Below are 19,550 nucleotides of genomic sequence, written 5' to 3'. Positions count from 1 at the left end.
GGGGGCGGGAGGGGGCGGGAGTGTCGCCCGACGGGCGGGGCGAACGCAAACGGTGGCCGGGCCCGGGGCGGAGGCGCACCGTTCACGGGTGACCGAGCTCCTCGGCTGGCTCAGCTCCCTCGTCCTCGTCGCGACCCTCGCGAAGCAGGTGCACAAGCAGTGGAAGGAGGGATCGAGCGAGGGAGTCTCGCGCTGGCTCTTCGTGGGCCAGATCGCCGCCTCGACCGGCTTCACGCTCTACAGCGCGCTCGTCGGCAACCCGGTGTTCGTCGCGACGAACGCCGTCCTCCTCGCGAGCGCGGTGGTGGGGCTCGTCATCGTCCTCCGCCACCGGCGCCGCGATCGTCGGGCGCGGGCTCGGGGTACGTCACCTGGCGCCCCTCGATCCGCGCGAACGGCGTGAGCCGGTGCGGCCGCGTCCGCCCGCGCCCGACGATGTGCTGGACGACGACGCCGCGCGCGAGCAGCGCGTCGGCGATGAGGGAGCGGTGGCAGCGCCACGGGACCGCCTCCGCGCACAGGATCGCGACGGGCCCCCCGCGGGCGACCGTGCGGAGCTGGACGAGCCCCTCCTCGAACTCGGGCGTCGCCATGTGGTCGGCGTAGCCGCGGAAGCTCGCGTTCCTCCACCCCGCGTTGGGCGAGTCCTTGCGCGCGCGCCGGAGGCCGCCGAGCGCGGGCAGGTGCTCGTAGCCGATGCCCGCGGCGGCGAGCGCGCGCGCGAGCGCCGGCCCCTCGTACTGCGGGTTCGCGCGCGAGCGCGGGATGGTCCGGACGTCGGCCACCGTGACGACGTCCGCGCCCCGGAGCAGCTCGACGAGCTCCGCGATCGGTCGCGTGGAGTGGCCGATGGCGAGGACCTGGGCCTTCCCCCACCCCGGGGCGGCCCGCTGCCGGCGTTCGCGTTCCTCCTCCATGCGACGCCATCTCATGGGTGGAGTGGGGTCCTGCGTCCAGCCCGCGACGGGGCCTCCTCGCGCTCCCCCTCCCCTCACCCACGGACGGCCCGAGCTCCGGAACCCTCCACGCGGAGAACGGCTCCAACGCACCCATGACCTCCCAGCCCGACCCCGTCATCGAGATCGAGCCCCGCGCCCTGGAGACGCTCCGCGCGCTCGCCAGCACGGGCGAGCACGCGCAGTACGTCCGGATCCACGTCGGCCATGGCTGAGGGGGCGTGAGCTTCAACCTGTCTCTGGACGAGACGGCCGACCCGCAGCGCGACGTGGTGATCGAGGAGGACGGGATCCGGTTCCTGGCGGAGGCGCGCCAGCGGGAGCTCGTGGACGGGCTCCGCATCGAGATCCAGCGCGTCTTCGGGCGCGAAGGGCTCGTCGCCTTCAACCCCCGGCTGGAGCCGGGCGGCTGCTGACGAGCCGCCCGCCCCTGCGCCGCTCCGCGGCCGGGGGAGGCGGACGCTCCGCTCCCACCAGGTCCCAGGGGAGCCGATGATTGACAACCACCCGGCCTCGGCCGCATAAGTTCCCGCCGATGCTGGGCAAACGCAACGAAGCGAAGCGATGGCCGCGCGGGCAGAAGTTCACGCTCTCCCCGGAGGGCGCGGACGCCGAGGCCGCGTACCGCAACGTCGTCGCGGAGGCGCGCTCGAGCGGCCGGGCCGCGCTCGACGCCGCGCTCGCCGCGTGGGCAGGGCCGCATCGCGTGGCGCCGGCGGACGGGATCGTGCTCGCGGAGCTCCGCGGCAAGCGGCTCGGCGTCCCGGATCTCGTCCGCGAGCTCGAGGCGGCGGGCATCGCCGCCGATGAGGTGCGCGCCTCGCTCGAGCGGCTCGTCGCCGCGGGGGTCGTGGCGCCGATCCCGCTCGCGTCGCAGCTCGGCAACTGAGGTCGAGCCGCGAGCGCCGCGCGCTCTCACCTCGCGCCCGCGGCCGCTCGCGCGCCGCAGGCCGTCCTTCAGTCCCATCCCCGCCGCGTGGCCTTCCGCTCGCCGCGCCGCTTCTTCTCGGCGATGCGCCGCTCCTTGGAGCCGCGCGTCGGCTTCGTCGGCCGGCGCGGCTTCGGGCGGTGAGCGAGCGCGCCGAGCCGCTCTCGCAGCCGCGCGAGCGCCGCCGCGCGGTTCTGCAGCTGGCTGCGCCGCTCCGTCGCGGTGACCGTCACGCCGGTGGGGCGGTGGACGAGGCGCACCGCGCTCTCGGTCTTGTTGCGGTGCTGACCGCCGGGGCCGCTGCCCACGAAGAACGCCTCCTCGCACTCGGCGAGCAGCGCCTCGTCGGGGAGCGCGCCGGCGCGGCGGGCGGCGGCGCGGAGCTCGTCGGATGTCACGCGGTCCTCCGGTTCGGTCGTGCGGAGCCTACGCGCGGTCGGGCCCGACGTGGAGCCCGAACACGCCGCTCGGCCGAGGTGCGCGTGCGCACCGCTCGCCGCAGGATGTCCCACCTGTCGGCGAAGGGGGCGAGGGAGCGCACGGTTGACCGGGCGGAGAGTAGCCGCGATCATCCGCCGCACCCTCATGTCCGTCGCGCACCCCCGGAAGGTAGCCGTCACGATCGTCGCCCTCGTCGCGGCGACCGCCGGCCTGATGCTCTACAAGGTCCGCGCGCTCGGCTACTCGCTCGCGGACGTCCTGCCGGTGCGGCAGTACGAGGTCACGTACGCGCTGCGGCTCGACGGGCACGGCGGGGACGTGCGCGTGCGGACGTTCCTCCCCGCGAGCGACGCGCGGCAGACGATCTCCGACGAGCGGACCGAGTCCGCCGGCTTCCACCTCTCGCAGGTGTTCGACGGCCCGAACCGCGTGGCGACCTGGGTCGGCGCGCAGGTGCCGGACGGCGCGGAGATCCGGCACACCGTCAAGATCGTGCCGCGGCGCGTCTCGTACCGCATCCCCGCCGAGCTCGCCGTGCCATCCTCCTATCCTCCCTCGACCGCGGCGGCGCTCCGCCCGGAGAAGGAGATCCAGGTGGACGCGCCGGAGATCGCGGCCACCCTCGCCCGCATCGGGGCGGACCGCGGGACCGTGATGGAGCGGCTGCGGCGGATCCACGACTACACCCACGGGCTCACGACCCGGCCGTTCAAGGGGACCACCGACGCGCTCACCGCGCTCCGCCTCGGCGAGGCGAGCTGCAACGGCAAGAGCCGCCTGTTCGTCGCGCTCGCGCGCGCGACCGGCATCCCCGCGCGCCTCGTGGGCGGCCTCATCCTCGAGCCCGGCGTGAAGCGCACCTCGCACCAGTGGGTCGAGGCGTACGTGTCCGGCCACTGGATCCCGTTCTGCCCGACGAACGACCACTTCGCCGAGCTGCCCGAGCGCTACCTCTCCCTGTACTACGGCGACGAGGTCCTGTTCCGGCACACCTCGGACGTGAACTTCGACTACCGGTTCGACACGCGCACGCAGCTCGTGCCGTCGCCGCGCGCGAAGGCCTCCTTCACCTTCCTCGACGTGTGGGGCCTGTTCGATCGCCTGAAGCTGCCGTTCAGCCTGCTCCGGACGATCCTCATGCTCCCCATCGGCGCGCTCCTCACCGTGCTGTTCCGGAACGTCGTCGGAATGCCCACGTTCGGCACGTTCCTGCCGGCGCTCCTCGCGGCCGCGGCGGGGGAGACCGGCGCGGGCTACGGCGCGCTCGCGGTGCTCATCGTGGTCGCGGCGGTCGCCACCGCGCGCTGGGCCGTCGCGCGGCTCGAGCTCCTCCACTCGCCCACGCTCGCGATCCTCCTCTCCGCGGTGGTGGTCACGCTCGTCGGCACCTCGATGCTCGCGGAGCGGCTGGGCGTCGCGGGGCTCACCCACATCACGATGTTCCCGCTCGCGGTGCTCGCCATCTGCGCGGAGCGCTTCTACCTGTCGCTCACCGAGCACGGCCCGCGCGCGGCGGGCAAGGAGCTCGGGGGCACGCTCGTGGTGATGCTCGCCTGCTACGTGGTGATGAACTCGCTCGCGCTGCAGGTGCTCGTCATCGGCTTCCCCGAGGTGCTGCTGCTCGCGGTCGCCGCGAACGTGTACCTCGGGCGCTGGGTGGGGATGCGCCTCAGCGAGTACCGCCGGTTCCGCGGGCTCCTGACCGGAGGCGCGCCGTGAGCCTCCTCGCCGCGGCGCGCGGCCGCGTGCGCGCGCTCCTCGCCCGCCGCGAGGCGGTCTACGGCATCAACCGCCGCAACCTCGTCCTCGTCTACCCGAACAACGACCGGCGCGACTACCCGCTCGCCGACGACAAGCTCCTCGCGAAGGAGCGGTTCGCGGAGGCGGGCGTGCCGGTCCCGGAGACGCTCGCGGTGTGCGACGGGCTCTTCTCCGTCCCCGGGGTCGTCGAGGCGCTGCGCGGCCGGTCGCGGTTCGTCGTGAAGCCGGCCAACGGCTCGGGCGGCGGTGGGATCCTCGTCGCGGGCGAGTGGCTCCCCGACGCCGGCGGCTGGCGCCGCGCCGGCGGCGCGCTCCTCACCCCGCACGCGCTCGCGCGGCACCTCGCCGACGTGGTCTTCGGGGTCCACTCGAACCAGCTCGAGGACCGCGCCTTCGTCGAGCGCCGCGTCGACCCGCACGACGTGTTCGCCGCGCTCTGGGCCGACGGGCTCTGCGACGTGCGCGTCATCACCCTGCGCGGCGAGCCGGTGCTCTCGATGATCCGGGTCCCCACCGCCGAGTCGGGCGGTCGCGCGAACCTGCACCAGGGCGGGCTCGGCATCGCGGTGGAGCTCGAGACGGGCCGCACCTCCCGCGCGCTCCACCACGGGCGCGCCGTGGAGCGCCACCCGGAGTCGGGGGCGCCGCTCGTCGGGATCGCCCTGCCTCGCTGGCCGGAGATCCTCGACGTCGCGCGCCGGGCCGCGCGGGCCGTGCCGCTCGGCTACCTCGGCGTGGACGTGGTCGTCGACCGCGAGCGCGGCCCGCTCGTCCTCGAGATCAACGCCCGCCCGGGCCTCGAGATCCAGAACGTGACCGGCGTCGCGCTCGGGGACGCGCTCGCGGGGCTCCCCGCGGTGGTCGAGGTCCCCGGCGCGCTCGCCGCGAGCGGGAGCGCCGCATGAACCGCCTCGTCCTCGACCGCCTCTGGCCCATGCTCCTGTTCCTCGGCGTGCTGCTCGCGGGCGCGCTCGCGCTCGAGGGGTTCGCGGCGCGCCGCGGCAACGACCCGCTCGTCATCTCCATCGCCGGCGACGAGGAGTCGCTCGGGGACGAGGGCGACGCGCCCGCCGCGCCCGCCGCGGCCGGGGAGGAGGGGCCGGTCTCGGAGGCCCACGCCCGCGCCCGGCGCGCCGCACGCCGGGGCGAGAAGCCGGAGGCGCTGAAGCTCTACGAGGCCGCCCTCGCCGAGAGCCCCGGCTCCGCCGCCGTGGAGGAGGAGCTCGGCGCGGTGCTCCTCGCCGCGGGCGACGCGGCGACGGCGCTCCCGCACCTGGTGCGGGCGGAGCAGCTCGGGCCGGGCCCGCAGCGCGCGCTCCGCGTCGGGCTCGCCCGCGCGCGCCTCGACGACCTGGACGGCGCCGAGCGCGATCTCCGTCGCGCGCTCGCGCTCCGGCCCACGGGCGAGGCGCGCATCGCGCTCGGGAACCTGCTCCGCCGCCGGGGAGATCCCGTCGGCGCCGTCGCCATCCTCGCGCCCGCCGCCCAGTCCGGCTCGAACGAGGACCGCGCCCGCGCGCTCGTGGCGCTCGGCACGGCCGAGCTCGCGGCCGGCCGGCGGGAGGACGCCGAGCGGCGCTTCGCGAAGGCCATCGAGTACGCGCCGGCGAGCGCGGAGATCCTGCTCGGCACCGCGCGCGCCTGGCTCGGCACCGGCTCCGCCCCGGACGTGCGACGCGCCGTGCAGGTGCTCCTCCGGGCCGCCGAGGTGGCGCCGGACCTCGCCGCGGTCCACTCCCTGCTCGGGCGCGCGCACGAGCGGGCCGACGAGACGGCGGCGGCGCTCGAGTCGTACGACCGCGCCCTCCGGCTCGACCCCACTCAGCGCTACGCCCGCCGCCGCCTGCTGCGGCTCGCGCTCCAGTCGCGCGACTTCTCCCGCGCGCGCCACGAGGCGGACCGGCTCGTCGCCGACGCGCCCGCGGAGCCGGAGCATCACTTCCTCGCGGCGCTCGTCGCGGATCGCGACGGCCGCGACGACGACGCGCGCAAGGCGTACCGCAAGGCCATCGAGGTCGCGAAGGGCGACTACCCGGAGGCCTACCTGAACCTGGGCGTGCTCGAGAAGCGCGCCGGGGACGCCGCCGCGGCGCGCGCCGCGTACGGCGAGGCCCTGCGCCTGCGCCCCGCCTACGGCGCCGCCTGGGTGAACCTCGGCAAGCTCGAGGAGGCGGGCGGCGATCGCGCCGCGGGGGAGGCGGCCTACCGCAAGGCGATCGCGCTCGACGAGAAGTACGCGCCCGCGTGGCTCGCGCTCGGGCAGCTCCAGTCCGAGGCGGGGAGGTTCGACGAGGCGCGGTCCTCGCTCGGGCGCGCGCTCGCGGCGCGCCCGGGCTACGACGCCGCGCAGCTCTCCCTCGGCGTCGCGGCGGCGCGCGCCGGGAAGCCGGACGAGGCGATCGCCGCGTACCAGGCGCTGCTCGCCCGCTCGCCGCGCAGCGTGTCGGCGCTCTACGACCTCGCCCTCGTGCTCGGAACCGTCTCCCGCCGCGACGAGGCGCGCGACGCCCTCGCGCGCGCGCTCGCCATCGACCCCGCCCATGCCCCCTCGCTGCGCGCGCTCGCCGAGCTGCACCTCGACGCCGGCCGGCTCGCGGAGGCGCGGAAGGCGTTCGAGGAGCTCCTCGACCTCGTCCCCGGCGATCTCGAGGCGCGCGCCGGCCTCGCGGAGCTCACGGCCCGCCAGGGCGACCGCGCCGCCTGCGAGCGCACCGCGCGACGGCTCCTCGCCGAGGCCCCGAAGGACCCGGCCGTGCAGGGCCTCCTTTCACGATGCGCGGGCACGGGCGCCCCCGGCCCGCACCTCGCCACCCCCACCACCGCCGTCGCGCCCTAGCGCCCCACCGAGGAGCTCCCCCGTGCACCAGCGTCACCTGAACATCTCGCGCGGCCTCGCCTGCTGCGCCGCCCTCGCCGCGCTCGCGCTCGCGTGCAGCGGCGGGCATGACGGCGCGAGCGCGCCGGGCAAGGTCCCCATCGATCCCAACCGCCCCGGCGACTCGCTCTTCGCCGAGGGGCTCGCGCTCTACGACGCCGCCAACGTCGCCGCGGCCGACGCGCGGGCCCTCGCCGCGACCGATCCCGCCGCGAGCGCGGCGAAGGCGGCGCTCGCGCTCCAGGACTACGCGGACGCGCGGGCGAGGTTCGACGCGCTGCCGGTGCAGTTCCCCACCTCGATCCGGCTCGACAACGCCGCCTACCTCGCCGGTCGCTGCAGCTACGAGCGCGGGGTCCTCGGCGGAGATCCGGCGGAGCTCCAGGACGCGGCGCTGCGCCTCGACGCGATGCAGGCCGCCTTCGCCTCCTCGCCCTTCATCGACAACGCCGCCTACTTCGACGGCCGCGCCCGGTTCCAGCTCGGCGACTACGCCGCCGCGCGCCCGCAGTTCCAGCGCTCGCTCGCGGCCTCCCCGACGGGCACGTACGCCGACAACGCGCAGTACTACCTCGGCCGGTGCGACTTCGAGCTGGGGCTCGCGCGCGCGAACGCCGGCGACGGGCTCGGCGCGGCCGCCCTGCTCGACCTCGCCGAGGCGGAGCTGACTGCGGTGCCGGCCACGAGCACCTACTACGACAACGCGCAGTACTACCTCGGGCGGAGCTACCTCGAGGAGCCGGTGAACGCCACCGCCACCGTCACGGGGCTCTCCGCCTCCGAGGCGGCGGCCCGCAAGGCCAACCTCGAGGCGGCGATCGCGGCGTTCCAGCGGACCCTCGCGGTGCCGGCGACGACGTTCGCGGGCTCCGCGCAGTACTGGCTCGGCCGCGCCCGCTACGCGCACGCGTTCTACTACGCGAGCGCGGGCCTCGACCCGGCGGACCTCGCCGCGGCGGACGCCGCGTTCCGGGCGGTCCCGGCGACGAGCACCTACGCGGACAACGCGCTGCACTACCTCGCGCGCACCTACGTGAACTCCACCTGGCAGTTCTGCACCACCCCGCACGCGTCGGATCCCGCCCCGGCCTCGGCCTGCGCCGCCTACGCGAAGCTCTCCGCCGACTTCCCCTCGAGCCCCTACGTCTCCTCGACGGCGACCTACCTCGCCGGCGCGACCCCGCCGTGCATCTGCCCGTGACAAGGAACCCCGCGATGATCCGCTCCCTCGCTCTCGCCTCCGCCGTCACCCTCCTCGCCGCCGCGCCGCCCGCCGGTGCCGCCGACGCCACGCCGCAGTGGACGCTCGACGCGCGCGCCGGCCTGTACGCGGGCGCCTTCGACGGCTACGGCGTCCGCCGCGACTCGGGCACGCTCCTCCTCGCCGAGGGTGCGCTCACGCCCGAGCTCCGGAGCGGCGCCTTCCAGCTCGACCTGCCCGTCCGCTTCGCCCACCGGCAGACCTTCGGCGCGACGCTGTCGGAGACCACCGGCTCGGTCGGCGTCGAGCCCGAGTACCGGGTGCTGAAGCGGCTCCGCCTGGGCGCCGAGGCGTCGGTCGGGGGGGCCTGGCGGCCGGGCTGGGAGGACCTCTACCAGCGCGACGCGCTCGGCGACATGCCGGGCACCGACCGCTACGGCTACTTCACGTGGCGCGCCGGCGTGAACCTCTACGCGACGCCGTTCGCGCACCAGCACCTGCGGCTCAAGTACCGCTACGTCTCGTACTCCTACGTCGAGGACCCCAACTTCGACCCGGCCGTGCCGATGCACCTGACGCCCCGCGACAACGGCCAGAACCAGCTCGAGGCCTCGTGGCGGATCCTGGGCGAGCGCTACGCCACGGCGTTCCGGATCGACTACGCCCACCGCCAGGACTTCACGCTCCTCGCGCGCGACGCCGGCACCGGCGCCACGAGCGGGAACCCGGAGCAGGAGCTCGACACGCTCGAGCCCTCCGTGGAGGTGGAGCTCTCGAAGCTCGGCGGCAAGGTCGACGTGTCGCTCCGCTACGGGTACGAGGTCCAGCGCGACGCCTGGCAGGGCTACTACTCCTACCAGGGGCAGCACCCTCGCCTCATCGTGAAGTCCCCGCTCACCGAGCGGCTCGCGGCCGAGCTCCGCGCCGAGGCGTGGCTGCGGGGCTACGGGCCGGACTCGAAGACCAACACGTCGGACGGGGCGCGGCTCCACGACAACCGCCTCGCGCTCGGCGGCGAGCTCCGCTACGCGCTCGCCGGCGGCCTCGCGCTGCGCGCGGAGGCCGAGTGGATCACGCGCGACACGAACTACCCGGACTACGTCCCCGGCGTCTATCCGGCCGGCCGCTACTACGACATCCGCTGGAGCTACGACAACGTGCGCGCCGTCGCCGGCCTCGAGTGGCGCATGCCGCGCGCCGGCCGCTGACGCCACCGGCCTCGCCGCTCCGTGTGCGCCACCGCGGTCCTCCCGGCCGCGGTGGCGCCCGGCGGGCGCGGCTCGATTAGGCTAGGCCCGTGTCCCGCCACGGCGTCCGCGTCTCCGATCCCTCCCGCTGGGTCTTCAACCGGCTCGCGGAGGACTACCGGCAGCGGCCGGGCTACCCCTCGCCGCTCGTCGCGCGGCTGCTCGCGCTGGCGGGCGGTCCGGGCGCGCGCGTCGCCGACCTCGGCGCCGGCACCGGCCAGCTCGCGCTCCCGCTCGCGGCGCTCGGCGCCGAGGTGCACGCGGTCGAGCCGGCGCGCGCCATGCTCGACGTCCTCGCGGCGGCGGGCGCGCCGCGCGTCACCGCCGTGCACGCCGCGGCCGAGGAGACCGGCCTCGCCGCGGCGGCGTTCGACCTCGTGGTCCTCGCGGACGCCCTGCAGTGGGTCGATCCCACGCGCGGAGCGCGCGAGGCCGCGCGGCTCCTCGCCCCGGCGGGCGTCCTCGCGGTGGTGACCCCGCGGCTCGCGGACACCCCGTTCCTCGCCGCGCTCACGGAGCGGATCGCCGCCGCGAACTTCAAGGCCCGGCCGGCGGCGCCGCCCGTCGGCCTCCTCTTCTCCGTCGCGGGGCTCGGCGCGCCCGAGACGGAGGGCTTCGACGACGAGGAGGAGCTCGGGCCGGAGCGGCTCGACGCCGTGCTTCGCTCGCTCTCCTACGTCGGCCCCGCGCTCGGCGAGGGCGCCCTCGCTGCGCTCCTCGCCGACGCCCGCGCGCTCGCGAGCGTCCACGGCGGCGCGGTGTGGCGCCGCGAGCTCACGCTCGCCTGGGCGCGCTGAAAGACCGGCCGCTCACCCGCCGAGCCGGGGGTGCTCCTCGCGCCAGCGCCGCACGGCGACGAGGCGCTCCTCGCGCTCGTCCGCGAGGTGGCGGCGCACGGCCACGTCGAGCCGGGGGTCGAGGTGGAGGTGGGCGCTCCAGGTCTCCGCCGGCTCGAAGCCGCGCGCGACCTTGTGCTCCCCGCCCGCGCCGCCCTCGAAGACCCGGGTGCCGCGCCGGATGCACTCGTCGATGGAGTGGTACAGCGCCACGTTGAAGTGGAGGAACGGGTGCGACTCGACGCAGCCCCAGTAGCGCCCGTACAGCCGGTCGGGGCCGGCGACGTTGAACGCCATCCCGACGAGCTTCCCCTCGCGTCGCGCCTCCACCACCTCCACCGCGTCGGGGAGCCACGCGAGGGCGCGCTCGTAGAAGCCGAGGTTCACGAAGCGCATCCCCCACACCATCCGGTCCGTCGAGGCCCGGTGGAGCCGGTAGCACGCGCGCGCCCAGCCCTCCGGGTCGCGCGAGAGCTCGTCGCCGCGCACGGTGCGGATCGCGATCCCCTGGCGCTCCGGCGCGGCCCGCTCGCGGCGGAGCGCGTTCCGGCGCTTCGAGGGGAAGCGCGCGAGGAACTCCTCGGGCGAGGCGTAGCCCTCGTTCCGCCAGTGGTACTGGAAGTCCACGCGCAGCGCGAGCCCGACCTCCTCGAGCTCGCGCGCCTCCTCCGCGTCGGCGAAGAGCACGTGGAGCCCGTGCGCGCCCTCGTCCTGCGCGACCCGCCGTGCGCCCGCGAGGAGCGCGGCGGCGAGCGCGCGCCGGTCCTCGCCGCCGGCGACGAGGACGCGCCGGCCCGTGGCGGGCGTGAAGGGGACGGCGAGGACGAGCTTCGGGTAGTACGGGATCCCGGCGCGCTCGGCCGCCGCCGCCCACTCCCAGTCGCGCGAGAAGTCCCCGTCGGAGCCGCCTCTCAGATACGCCGGCGCGGCGGCGACGAGCGTCCCACCGCGGCGGAGGGCGAGGTGGCGCGGGCGCCAGCCGGTGCGCGGGGAGGCCGAGCCGCTCTCCTCGAGGGCCCGCAGGAACGCGTGGCGCACGAACGGGCTCGCCCGGGCCGGCTCGTGGGCGAAGAGGGCGTCCCACTCCTCGGCGGGGAGCTCCGAGATGGAGGCGTGCGCGGAGAGCGAGAGGGCGGTCACGGGCGGTTCTTATAGCCCTGCTCGCCCGGGATGCTCTCGAGGGCGGCGCGTCGCCTGCCGCGACGCGGCACGGCACGGCCGCCCGCTCGCCCTACACGGGACGCCCCGCGCACCTCGCGTCTCGGGCGGGCGCCCATTAGACCCTTCGCCCGAAGATGCGCCTCGCGACCTTACGTGACGGGAGCCGCGACGGGCGGCTCGTGGTGGTGCGCCGGGACGGCGCCGCGTTCGCCGACGCCTCCGGCGTCGCGCCGACCTTGCAGGCCGCGCTCGACGCCTGGGAGGCGCGCGAGCCCGCGCTGCGGGCCCTCGCCGCGTCGCTCGACGCCGATCGCGCCAGGGCGGAGCCCCTCGACCCTGCCCGGCTCCTCTCGCCCCTGCCGCGCGCGTTCGAGTGGGTGGACGGCTCGGCCTACCTGAACCACGTGCGCCTCGTCCGCAAGGCGCGCGGCGCGGAGCCGCCGCTCACCCTCGAGCAGGATCCCCTGGTCTACCAGGGCGGCTCGGGCGTGCTGCTCGGGCCGCAGGAGGACCTGCCCCTGCCCGATCCGGCCTGGGGCATGGACTTCGAGGCGGAGGTCTGCGTCGTGCTCGGCGACGTGCCGCGCGGCGTCGCGGCGGCCGACGCGGAGCGGTACGTCCGGCTCGTCTGCCTCGCGAACGACGTCACGCACCGGAACCTCGTCCCCCCCGAGCTCGCCAAGGGCTTCGGGTTCTTCCAGTCGAAGCCGGCGACGGCGTTCTCCCCGTTCGCCGTCACGCCCGACGAGCTCGGCGAGGCCTGGCGGGGCGGCCGGCTGCACCTGCGCATGACGGTGCGCTGGAACGGCGAGCGGGTCGGCGACGTCGAGACGGGGCCGGAGATGCACTTCTCCTTCCACGACCTCCTCCGGCACGTGGCGAGGACGCGCGCCTTCACGGCCGGCACGATCCTCGGCAGCGGCACGGTCTCGAACGCCGACCGCGCCCGCGGCTACTCGTGCATCGCGGAGCAGCGGGCCCGGGAGATGATCGACCACGGCGCGCCGCGGACGCGGTTCCTCGCGCCCGGCGACCGGATCGAGATCGAGGTGCGGGACCTGGCCGGCCGGAACGTCTTCGGCACCATCGACCAGCGGGTGGTGACGCCGTGATGCGGCTCTACTCCTACTGGCGCTCCTCGTCCGCCTGGCGCGTGCGCATCGGGCTCGCGCTGAAGGGGCTCCCTTACGAGTACGCCCCGGTGAACCTGCTCGCCCAGGAGCAGTTCGACCCGGTCTACCAGCAGCGGAGCCCGATGGCGCAGGTGCCGGTGCTGGAGGTCTCGGAGCACGGGTTCTCGGTGCGGCTCGCCCAGTCGATGGCGATCCTGGAGTGGCTCGACGAGCGCTACCCGCAGGCGCCGCTCCTGCCCCGCGACCTCGACGGGCGGGCGCGGGTCCGCGCCCTCGCCGAGCACGTGAACTCCGGCATCCAGCCCCTGCAGAACGCCATCGTGCTGCGCACCCTCCGCGAGAAGCTGCCCGGCTACGAGAAGGAGTGGGCGGCGCTCTGGATCCGCCGCGGCCTCGAGGCGCTCGAGCGCGCCCTGCAGGACGACGAGACGGGCCGCTTCTGCCACGGCGAGGCGCCCGGCCTCGCCGACTGCTACCTCGTGCCCCAGCTCTACAACGCGCGGCGGTTCTCGCTGGACGTCGCGCCCTACCCCACGCTCCTGCGGATCGAGGAGGCGTGCGCGGCGCTCGCGCCGTTCCAGGACGCCCACCCCGACCGCCAGCCCGACGCACCGCCGAAGGACCGGAGGACACCATGACCACGACGCTCGAGCCCCTGGGGATCGTCCGCATCGAGGCCCTGCACTACTACGTGCACGATCTCGAGCGGAGCCGGCGCTTCTACCTCGAGCGGCTGGACTTCGCGGAGACGGGCGCGTCCACGCCGGACCTCGATCGCGAGGGCCACCAGCGCTCCGCCGCGTTCGAGGCCGGCGACGTCCGGATCCTCTGCTCCCAGCCGCTCGGCGAGGGCGGCCGCGCGTGGCGCTACCTGCGCAAGCACCCGGACGGCGTCGGCGCGGTGATCTTCGAGGTGGAGGACGCGGCTCGCGCGTTCCGGCTCCTCGAGGAGCGCGGCGGCACGCCCGTCACCGACCTCCAGGTCCACGAGGACGAGGGCGGCACGCTCCGCACCTTCAACATCACGACCCCGCTCGGCGACACGACCTTCCGCTTCGTCGAGCGGCGCGGCTACCGCGGGCTCTACCCGGGCGTCCCCCGCCACGCGGCGCCGAGGGGGGGCGCGAACGCGTTCGGCTTCGGCTACATCGACCACCTCACCTCCAACTTCCAGACCATGAAGCCGGCGCTCCTCTGGATGGAGCACGTGCTCGGGATGGAGGAGTTCTGGGAGGTGCAGTTCCACACGAAGGACGCGGCGGAGGCGAAGCGCGCCGCGGTCCAGGCGCAGAAGGGCTCCGGGCTCCGCTCGGTCGTGATGAAGGACCTGCGCTCGGGGGTGAAGTTCGCGAACAACGAGCCGTGGCGCCCCGCCTTCAAGTCCTCGCAGATCAACGTGTTCAACGAGGACCACCGCGGCGACGGCATCCAGCACGCGGCGCTCACCGTGACGGACATCCTCTCGGCGGTGCGCGGCCTGCGCGCGCGGGGCGTCGAGTTCATGCCGACCCCCGCCTCCTACTACGAGGCGCTCCCGGCGCGCATCCAGCAGACCGGGATCGGGCGGATCGACGAGGAGGTGAAGACGCTGCAGGAGCTCGAGATCCTGGTGGACGGCGCGGGCCCGGGCTCGTACCTGCTCCAGATCTTCCTGCGCGAGGCGGCGGGGCTCTACCACGAGCCCGAGGCCGGCCCGTTCTTCTTCGAGATCATCCAGCGCAAGGGCGACCAGGGCTTCGGCGCGGGGAACTTCCGGGCGCTCTTCGAGTCCATCGAGCGCGAGCAGCAGCGCGAGGGGCGCGCGTAGCGCGGGCCGCCATGCTCGACCGGATGGTCCAGGGCGAGGTCCCGCGGAAGCACCACATCGCCTTCCGCGACGCCGGGGGCAGGCTCCTGCACGAGGAGGCGTTCACGCGCGCCGGGTTCGACGGCGCGTACACCCTCGCGTACCACCGGCACCGGCCGCACGCCACGCACGCCGCGGAGGTCCGCCACGGCTTCACCCTCCCGCAGGCCGCGCCGCCCCGCGCGCTCCTGAAGCGCCACTACCGCACGCAGGATCTCCCAGCCCCGTCCGGCCCGGCGGTGGACGCGCGCGTCCCGTTCCTCTTCAACGCCGACGTGGTGGCCGGCCTCGCGACCCCCTCCGCCGAGGACCCGGTCTACTTCTCGAACGGCGACGGCGACGACCTGTTCTACGTGTTCGAGGGCGGCGGGCTCCTCCGCTCGCCGCTCGGCGACCTGCGCTTCGCGAAGGACGACTACGTCTACGTGCCGAAGGGCCTCCTCCACCGCTTCGTGCCGGATCCCGGCCCGCAGCGCTGGCTCTCGCTCGAGTTCCCGGGCGGCGTCCACCTGCCCTCGCAGTGGCGGAACGACACCGGGCAGCTCCGCATGGACGCCCCCTACTCGCACCGCGACTTCCGCCGCGTGGAGTGGAAGGGGCCGATGGACGAGGGGATCCGCGAGCTCCTCGTGAAGCGCGCGGGCGCGTTCCACGGCTTCCGCTTCGACGAGTCGCCGCTCGACGTGGTCGGGTGGGACGGCGCCGTCTACCCGTTCGCCTTCCCGATCCTGAACTTCCAGCCTCGCGCCGGGCTCGTGCACCTGCCGCCCACCTGGCACGGCACCTTCGCCGCCCGCGGCGCGCTCGTCTGCTCGTTCGTGCCGCGCGTGGTGGACTTCCACCCCGAGGCGATCCCCTGCCCCTACCCGCACGCGTCGGTGGACGTGGACGAGCTCCTCTTCTACGTCCGCGGCGAGTTCACCTCGCGGCGCGGCGTGGGCCCGGGCTCGATCTCGCATCACCCGGCGGGCGTGATGCACGGCCCGCACCCCGGCGCCTACGAGGGCTCGATCGGCGCGCGCACCACGAGCGAGCTCGCCGTCATGCTCGACTGCTACCTCCCGCTCGCCGCGACCCCCGCGGCGCTCGGGGTCGAGGACCCGGGCTACCAGGAGAGCTTCGTCCGCTGACGGCCGCCTTGGCCCTCGGCCCCGTGGCCTTGGCGCGCGGCGCGGGCGCCGCCCTCGCGTGCGGGGCGGGCTCCGGCGCGGGCGCGGGCTCCTCCTCGCCGGCCTCCGCCCCCTCGCCGGCCTCGCCGGGCGCCGACACCGGCGGCGCGCCGCGCGCGAGCTCGAGCAGCCGGTCCGTGGAGATGGGGATCTTGAGGCCCCGCCCGCCGTTCTCGAGGAACAGGCGCAGCCCGTACTCGTAGTGGCGCTTCACCGCGTTCAGGATCGACTCGTAGATCGGCTGGAGCTGCTCGGGCGTCGGCGCCGCGACCTCGAAGTCCTCGAAGCCGAACAGGCTCACGATGTAGCGGGTGTCGAGCTTCTTGAAGCGGACGCGCAGCAGGATCGAGTCGCGCGCCCGCGGCTCCTCGATCGCGAGGCGCAGGCCGACGTGCCAGAACGCGTCCGCGTCGAGGTGCATCGCGTCCTCGATCCGGTGGGTCGGCGCGGCGGGCACGTCGCCGGGGAGCGGCTCGTAGGTGACGAGCTCGCGGGGCCACCCGGCGTACTCGATGAGGCCGCGCGACAGCGTGGCGGCGAACAGCACGCACTCGGAGTGGTAGGCGGCGAACCGGGACCGGGCGTCCTCGAGCGTCTGGCAGAGCTGCTGGTATCGATTGCTCACGCGAACCTCCAGACCACAGTTCCTTTCACCTCGGCTCGCCTCCGGTGCCGCGAATGATGGGCCGTCTCGCGCGCCGGCCCCCCGGTGCGGCGGCCCTCGTGAGGGCGGCGGCATGGCGGGCGCCCGATCGCCCCTCTGGCAGCGCGGGGCCGGCGGGTATATTGACGGCTCCATGTCCACGAACCCCTCCCAGTGGGGCGGCCGGCCGGTCTGGGCCGAGGTCGACCTCGACGCGCTCGCTCACAACGTCCGCCTGCTCGCGGGCCGCGCGGCGCCTGCCCGGCTCTACGCCGTCGTGAAGGCCAACGCGTACGGCCATGGGGCGGTGGCGGTGGGGCGGGCGGCGCTCGCCGCCGGCGCCTCGGGGCTGTGCGTGGTCTGCGTGGACGAGGCGGAGGAGCTTCGCCGCGCCGGCGTGGACGCGCCCATCCTGGTCATCGGCTACACCCCCCCGAGCGACGCCGAGCGCGTCGTCGCCCTCGGGCTCCGCCCGACGGTGGGCGCGGCCGACGTCGCCGAGGCGCTCGCGGCCGCCGCGAAGCGGCGCGGCGCGGTGGTCCCGGTCCACCTCGAGCTCGAGTCGGGCCTGAACCGGCACGGGCTCCGGCCCGACGCGCTGGTCGCGCTCGCGAACCGGCTGCGCGAGATCCCCGAGCTCTCGGTCGAGGGCCTCTTCACCCACTTCGCCGCGGCGGAGGAGGGAGATCAGCGCTTCACGCGCCGGCAGTTCGAGATCCTGCGCGACGTCTCGTCGCGCCTCCCCTTCGTCAAGGAGCGCCACTGCTCCGCCTCGGCGAGCGTCCTCCTCGATCACGAGATGGCGCTCGAGGTCGTGCGCACGGGCCTCTCGATGTACGGCTACCGGCCGGCGCCGTGGTGCGGCACCGACGCGGAGCTCGTGCCCGTGCTGTCGCTGCGGAGCCGGATCGCGCGCGTGCTCGAGATCGAGCGCGGCGCCACCGTCGGCTACGGCCGCACCTGGGCGGCGCCCCGCCCGTCGCGCGTCGCGCTCGTCATGTGCGGCTACGCGGACGGCTACCGTCGCGCCTTCGGCAACCGCGCCCACGTGCTCGTGCGCGGGCGCCGGGCGCCGGTGGTCGGCCGGGTCGCCATGGACATGTGCATGGTGGACGTGACCGCGGTGCCCGAGGTGCGCGCGGGGGACGTCGCGACGCTCCTCGGTCGCGACGGCGACGAGCGGGTGGACGCCGACGAGCTCGCGTCCCTGGTGGACACGATCTCCTGGGAGATCCTCGCCGGCCTCACCGCCCGCGTGCCGCGGCTGTACCTCCGCGGCGGCGCGGTCGAGGCGGTGTCCACGCTCGCCGAGCGGGAGCCGAGAGACGCGCGGTAGCCGATCGACGGCGGTCAGCCGTCGGCGGGGCGGGGGCGCAGCCCCCGTCAGATCAGTGCAGCTCCCGCTCCGAGACCGACCGCATCGTCTCGGCCGCGCGGCGATCGTCCTCCTCCTCCACGATGTCGGAGAGGCTGATGACGCCGACCAGCCGGCCCTCCTCGTCCACGATCATCATCCGCGACTTGCGGTAGCGCGCCATGAGCTGCTCGGCGGCCTCGATGGGATCGCTGTCGCGGCAGGTGATGGTCTCGCGCGTCATCACCGCACCCGCCCGCGTCTCGCTCGCGCGGCGGTCCTCGCCGCAGACGCGGAGGGCGAGATCGCGGTCGGTGAGCACGCCCACCGGGTGACCGTCGCGATCGCAGATCGGCACGAAGCCGATGTTCACCTCGCGCATGCGGCGGGCGACGTCGATCACCGGGTCCGTCTCGCGGAACGTCTCGACCTCGCTCTTCATGACGTCCTGACACAGCATGGCGCACCTCCCGTCCGGCGGCGCCTCCGGCGCTTCCCCGTGCATAGAGCCCGCGGGCGCAGGCGGGGCACGCCCGCGTGGGGGGACCCCGTGCTGGCCCCGGACGGGCGTCCACACGCTCGCCCCTGTGCGCCCCGCGGCGCTCCTCCGCCCGGTATATTCCGCGCATGCCCGTGACCGTCGAGACCGGCACCACCCTCGCCTTCGACCGCTTCTGGCGCTGGCTCAAGCGCCACGCGAACTGCATCCTCCGCGCGGGCACGGCCGACGCCTACCTCTACGACCACGAGGACCTGCACTGGCACCTCGAGGAGGACGAGGACCGCACGCCGACCATCCAGGTCCTCCGCGGCAAGCAGCTCCTCGGCGAGATCCTCATCGAGTCGCGCGAGGTGATGTTCGTCCAGGCGATGCCCGATCCCGACGGGGATCAGGGGCAGTTCCTGTTCGAGCTGGTGGGCGGCTCCGGCGAGGAGCCGTACGCCGTCTACCACGTGGTGGTCGCGCACGGCTTCGACGAGGAGGCCCAGCACCGCCCGCAGCTCAAGCAGTGACGCCCGCCGCGCTCGTCTTCACGATCGGGTACGAGGGACGCTCGGTGCGGGCCCTCGCCACCCGGCTGCGCGAGGCGCAGGTGACGCGGGTCCTCGACGTGAGGCGCTCCGCCCGCTCGCCGAAGCCCGGCTTCTCGAAGGGCCCGCTCGAGCGCGCCCTCGTCGCCGCCGGGTTCGAGTACCGCCACCTGCCCGAGGCGGGGAACCCGTTCCACGCGGAGGCGGCCGCCGACCTCCCCGGCGTCCTCGCGCGCTACCGCGCGCACCTCGCGGAGCGCCCCGAGGCCGTGCGGGCGGTGCTCGACGCGGCGGCCGGAGCGCGGACCGCGCTCCTCTGCGCGGAGGCGAACCCCGCGCGCTGCCACCGCTCGGTGCTCGCGGAGGCGCTCGCCGCGGCGGAGCCGGGCGTGCGGGTCGTGCACCTCTGACCGCCGCCCGGCTGCGCGGGGCGGCGCCCCCGGGCGAGTGCTCGCGCGCGCACGCGCGAGCGAGGCTTCACCGCCCACGCGCCGCGGTCGTCCCCCATCCGGCGAGCGTCGCCCGCACGCGCTCGTAGCCTTCGAGCTCGCGCGGCACGACGAGGCCGCGGCCGTCGCGCGCGCGCACGGCGAGCCCGGCGGGGACGTCCTCGATCGCTGCCACCTCCGCGCGCAGGATCCGCACGGGCGGGAAGCCCACCACCGCGCGCCCGATGGCCTCCTCCTCGAGCGAAATCTCGAACGACGCCCACCGCGCGCGGAAGCGGCGCATCCGGCGCACGTACGAGAAGGCGGCGAGCACGAGCAGGAGCGCGAACGGGACCACGAGCGCGTCGAAGCCGCGGCCGGGATCGCGCAGCCCGGCGCCGTACGCGGCGAGCACGAGCGCGACCACCGCGACGAGCGTCGCGAGGAAGCGGCGGTTCATGCGACGCGCGGTGGCGCGCGACGCCTCCGGGCGCAGCCGGTAGCGGGACACGGTGCGGTGCTCCAGCTCCATGGGGCGC

General features: G+C 75.4%; 22 protein-coding genes. 16 read left to right on the top strand and 6 right to left on the bottom strand.

The genetic code is table 11. From position 1 onward, the window contains the following. Positions 1-88 precede the first annotated feature (88 nt). Positions 89-403: a PQ-loop repeat-containing protein gene (locus MLV88_RS19255; protein ID WP_242339947.1), complete on the top strand. Its 315-nt coding sequence runs from the start codon at positions 89-91 to the stop codon at positions 401-403. Here MLV88_RS19255 and MLV88_RS19250 read toward each other — a convergent pair. After that, complete coding sequence (locus MLV88_RS19250; protein WP_242339946.1) at positions 315-917, bottom strand: DUF488 domain-containing protein; 603 nt, start codon at positions 915-917, stop codon at positions 315-317. The genes MLV88_RS19255 and MLV88_RS19250 overlap by 89 nt on opposite strands. Positions 918-1,177: 260 nt before the next feature. On the opposite strand from MLV88_RS19250, the gene MLV88_RS19245 reads away from it, so the two are divergent. Beyond that, complete coding sequence (locus MLV88_RS19245) at positions 1,178-1,372, top strand: hypothetical protein (RefSeq protein WP_242355072.1); 195 nt, start codon at positions 1,178-1,180, stop codon at positions 1,370-1,372. 119 nt (positions 1,373-1,491) lie between these two features. Continuing rightward, positions 1,492-1,845: a hypothetical protein gene (locus MLV88_RS19240; protein ID WP_242339944.1), complete on the top strand. Its 354-nt coding sequence runs from the start codon at positions 1,492-1,494 to the stop codon at positions 1,843-1,845. Positions 1,846-1,913: 68 nt separating this feature from the next. Here the strand turns inward: MLV88_RS19240 and MLV88_RS19235 are convergent, their stop codons facing one another. Then, positions 1,914-2,282, bottom strand: coding sequence for a peptide chain release factor family protein (locus MLV88_RS19235; RefSeq protein WP_242355069.1), 369 nt, complete (start codon positions 2,280-2,282; stop codon positions 1,914-1,916). A 187-nt stretch (positions 2,283-2,469) separates the two neighbouring features. Here MLV88_RS19235 and MLV88_RS19230 point away from each other — a divergent pair, with 187 nt between their 5' ends. The 6 genes from MLV88_RS19230 (at position 2,470) to MLV88_RS19205 (ending at position 10,206) form a co-directional block, all read left to right on the top strand. Beyond that, a complete protein-coding gene (locus MLV88_RS19230) occupies positions 2,470-4,044 on the top strand; it encodes a 7TM domain-containing protein (protein ID WP_243338404.1) in 1,575 nt (524 codons plus the stop codon). Then, positions 4,041-4,991, top strand: a complete 951-nt coding sequence (locus MLV88_RS19225) for a sugar-transfer associated ATP-grasp domain-containing protein (protein WP_242339941.1) — start codon at positions 4,041-4,043, stop codon at positions 4,989-4,991. Before MLV88_RS19230 ends, MLV88_RS19225 begins: the two co-directional genes overlap by 4 nt. Next, positions 4,988-6,922 (top strand): tetratricopeptide repeat protein, encoded by a 1,935-nt coding sequence (locus tag MLV88_RS19220; RefSeq protein ID WP_242339940.1) that lies wholly within the window; start codon positions 4,988-4,990, stop codon positions 6,920-6,922. The genes MLV88_RS19225 and MLV88_RS19220 overlap by 4 nt, the downstream gene beginning before the upstream one ends. 22 nt (positions 6,923-6,944) lie before the next feature. After that, entirely contained in the window at positions 6,945-8,162 is a 1,218-nt protein-coding gene (locus tag MLV88_RS19215; RefSeq protein WP_243338402.1) for a tetratricopeptide repeat protein, read from the top strand. Positions 8,163-8,176: 14 nt separating this feature from the next. Then, positions 8,177-9,370, top strand: a complete 1,194-nt coding sequence (locus MLV88_RS19210) for a hypothetical protein (protein WP_242339938.1) — start codon at positions 8,177-8,179, stop codon at positions 9,368-9,370. Between the two features lie 89 nt (positions 9,371-9,459). Continuing rightward, positions 9,460-10,206 carry a class I SAM-dependent methyltransferase gene (locus MLV88_RS19205; protein ID WP_242355061.1) on the top strand — a complete coding sequence of 249 codons (747 nt, stop codon included), beginning with the start codon at positions 9,460-9,462 and terminating at the stop codon, positions 10,204-10,206. Between the two features lie 12 nt (positions 10,207-10,218). On the opposite strand, the gene MLV88_RS19200 is transcribed toward MLV88_RS19205, so the two are convergent. Then, positions 10,219-11,385 carry a GNAT family N-acetyltransferase gene (locus MLV88_RS19200; protein ID WP_242340231.1) on the bottom strand — a complete coding sequence of 389 codons (1,167 nt, stop codon included), beginning with the start codon at positions 11,383-11,385 and terminating at the stop codon, positions 10,219-10,221. 155 nt (positions 11,386-11,540) lie between these two features. Here MLV88_RS19200 and MLV88_RS19195 point away from each other — a divergent pair, with 155 nt between their 5' ends. The 4 genes from MLV88_RS19195 to MLV88_RS19180 are packed head-to-tail and all read left to right on the top strand — an operon-like array spanning position 11,541 to position 15,515. Then, on the top strand, positions 11,541-12,518 hold the full coding sequence (locus MLV88_RS19195) for a fumarylacetoacetate hydrolase family protein (RefSeq protein WP_242371321.1): 978 nt from the start codon (positions 11,541-11,543) through the stop codon (positions 12,516-12,518). Next, entirely contained in the window at positions 12,518-13,177 is a 660-nt protein-coding gene (gene maiA / locus MLV88_RS19190; RefSeq protein ID WP_242355057.1) for a maleylacetoacetate isomerase, read from the top strand. Before MLV88_RS19195 ends, maiA begins: the two co-directional genes overlap by 1 nt. Then, positions 13,174-14,346: a 4-hydroxyphenylpyruvate dioxygenase family protein gene (locus tag MLV88_RS19185; protein ID WP_242371323.1), complete on the top strand. Its 1,173-nt coding sequence runs from the start codon at positions 13,174-13,176 to the stop codon at positions 14,344-14,346. Before maiA ends, MLV88_RS19185 begins: the two co-directional genes overlap by 4 nt. 11 nt (positions 14,347-14,357) lie before the next feature. Continuing rightward, positions 14,358-15,515 (top strand): homogentisate 1,2-dioxygenase, encoded by a 1,158-nt coding sequence (locus tag MLV88_RS19180; protein ID WP_242371324.1) that lies wholly within the window; start codon positions 14,358-14,360, stop codon positions 15,513-15,515. Here MLV88_RS19180 and MLV88_RS19175 read toward each other — a convergent pair. Then, positions 15,427-16,179, bottom strand: coding sequence for a hypothetical protein (locus MLV88_RS19175; protein WP_243338399.1), 753 nt, complete (start codon positions 16,177-16,179; stop codon positions 15,427-15,429). The genes MLV88_RS19180 and MLV88_RS19175 overlap by 89 nt on opposite strands. Before the next feature lie 172 nt (positions 16,180-16,351). Between MLV88_RS19175 and alr the strand changes: the two genes are divergently transcribed. Beyond that, positions 16,352-17,533 (top strand): alanine racemase, encoded by a 1,182-nt coding sequence (gene alr / locus MLV88_RS19170; protein WP_242340225.1) that lies wholly within the window; start codon positions 16,352-16,354, stop codon positions 17,531-17,533. Between the two features lie 52 nt (positions 17,534-17,585). On the opposite strand, the gene MLV88_RS19165 is transcribed toward alr, so the two are convergent. Continuing rightward, entirely contained in the window at positions 17,586-18,011 is a 426-nt protein-coding gene (locus MLV88_RS19165; protein ID WP_242340224.1) for a CBS domain-containing protein, read from the bottom strand. A gap of 167 nt (positions 18,012-18,178) precedes the next feature. Between MLV88_RS19165 and MLV88_RS19160 the strand changes: the two genes are divergently transcribed. Together MLV88_RS19160 and MLV88_RS19155 are read left to right on the top strand one after the other, a co-directional pair. Further along, the gene (locus MLV88_RS19160; protein ID WP_242340223.1) at positions 18,179-18,565 is read left to right on the top strand and encodes a hypothetical protein; all 387 of its coding nucleotides are present in this window, start codon (positions 18,179-18,181) and stop codon (positions 18,563-18,565) included. Continuing rightward, entirely contained in the window at positions 18,562-18,993 is a 432-nt protein-coding gene (locus MLV88_RS19155) for a DUF488 domain-containing protein (protein ID WP_242340222.1), read from the top strand. Before MLV88_RS19160 ends, MLV88_RS19155 begins: the two co-directional genes overlap by 4 nt. Positions 18,994-19,060: 67 nt before the next feature. Here the strand turns inward: MLV88_RS19155 and MLV88_RS19150 are convergent, their stop codons facing one another. After that, positions 19,061-19,543: a hypothetical protein gene (locus MLV88_RS19150; protein WP_242340221.1), complete on the bottom strand. Its 483-nt coding sequence runs from the start codon at positions 19,541-19,543 to the stop codon at positions 19,061-19,063. Positions 19,544-19,550 lie beyond the last annotated feature (7 nt).

This window comes from Anaeromyxobacter soli, assembly GCF_022808855.1.
Classification (GTDB): Bacteria; Myxococcota; Myxococcia; order Myxococcales; family Anaeromyxobacteraceae; genus Anaeromyxobacter; species Anaeromyxobacter soli.
The sequence above is the reverse complement of the archived record's forward strand: the minus strand, read 5'-3'. Positions and strand labels throughout refer to the sequence as shown.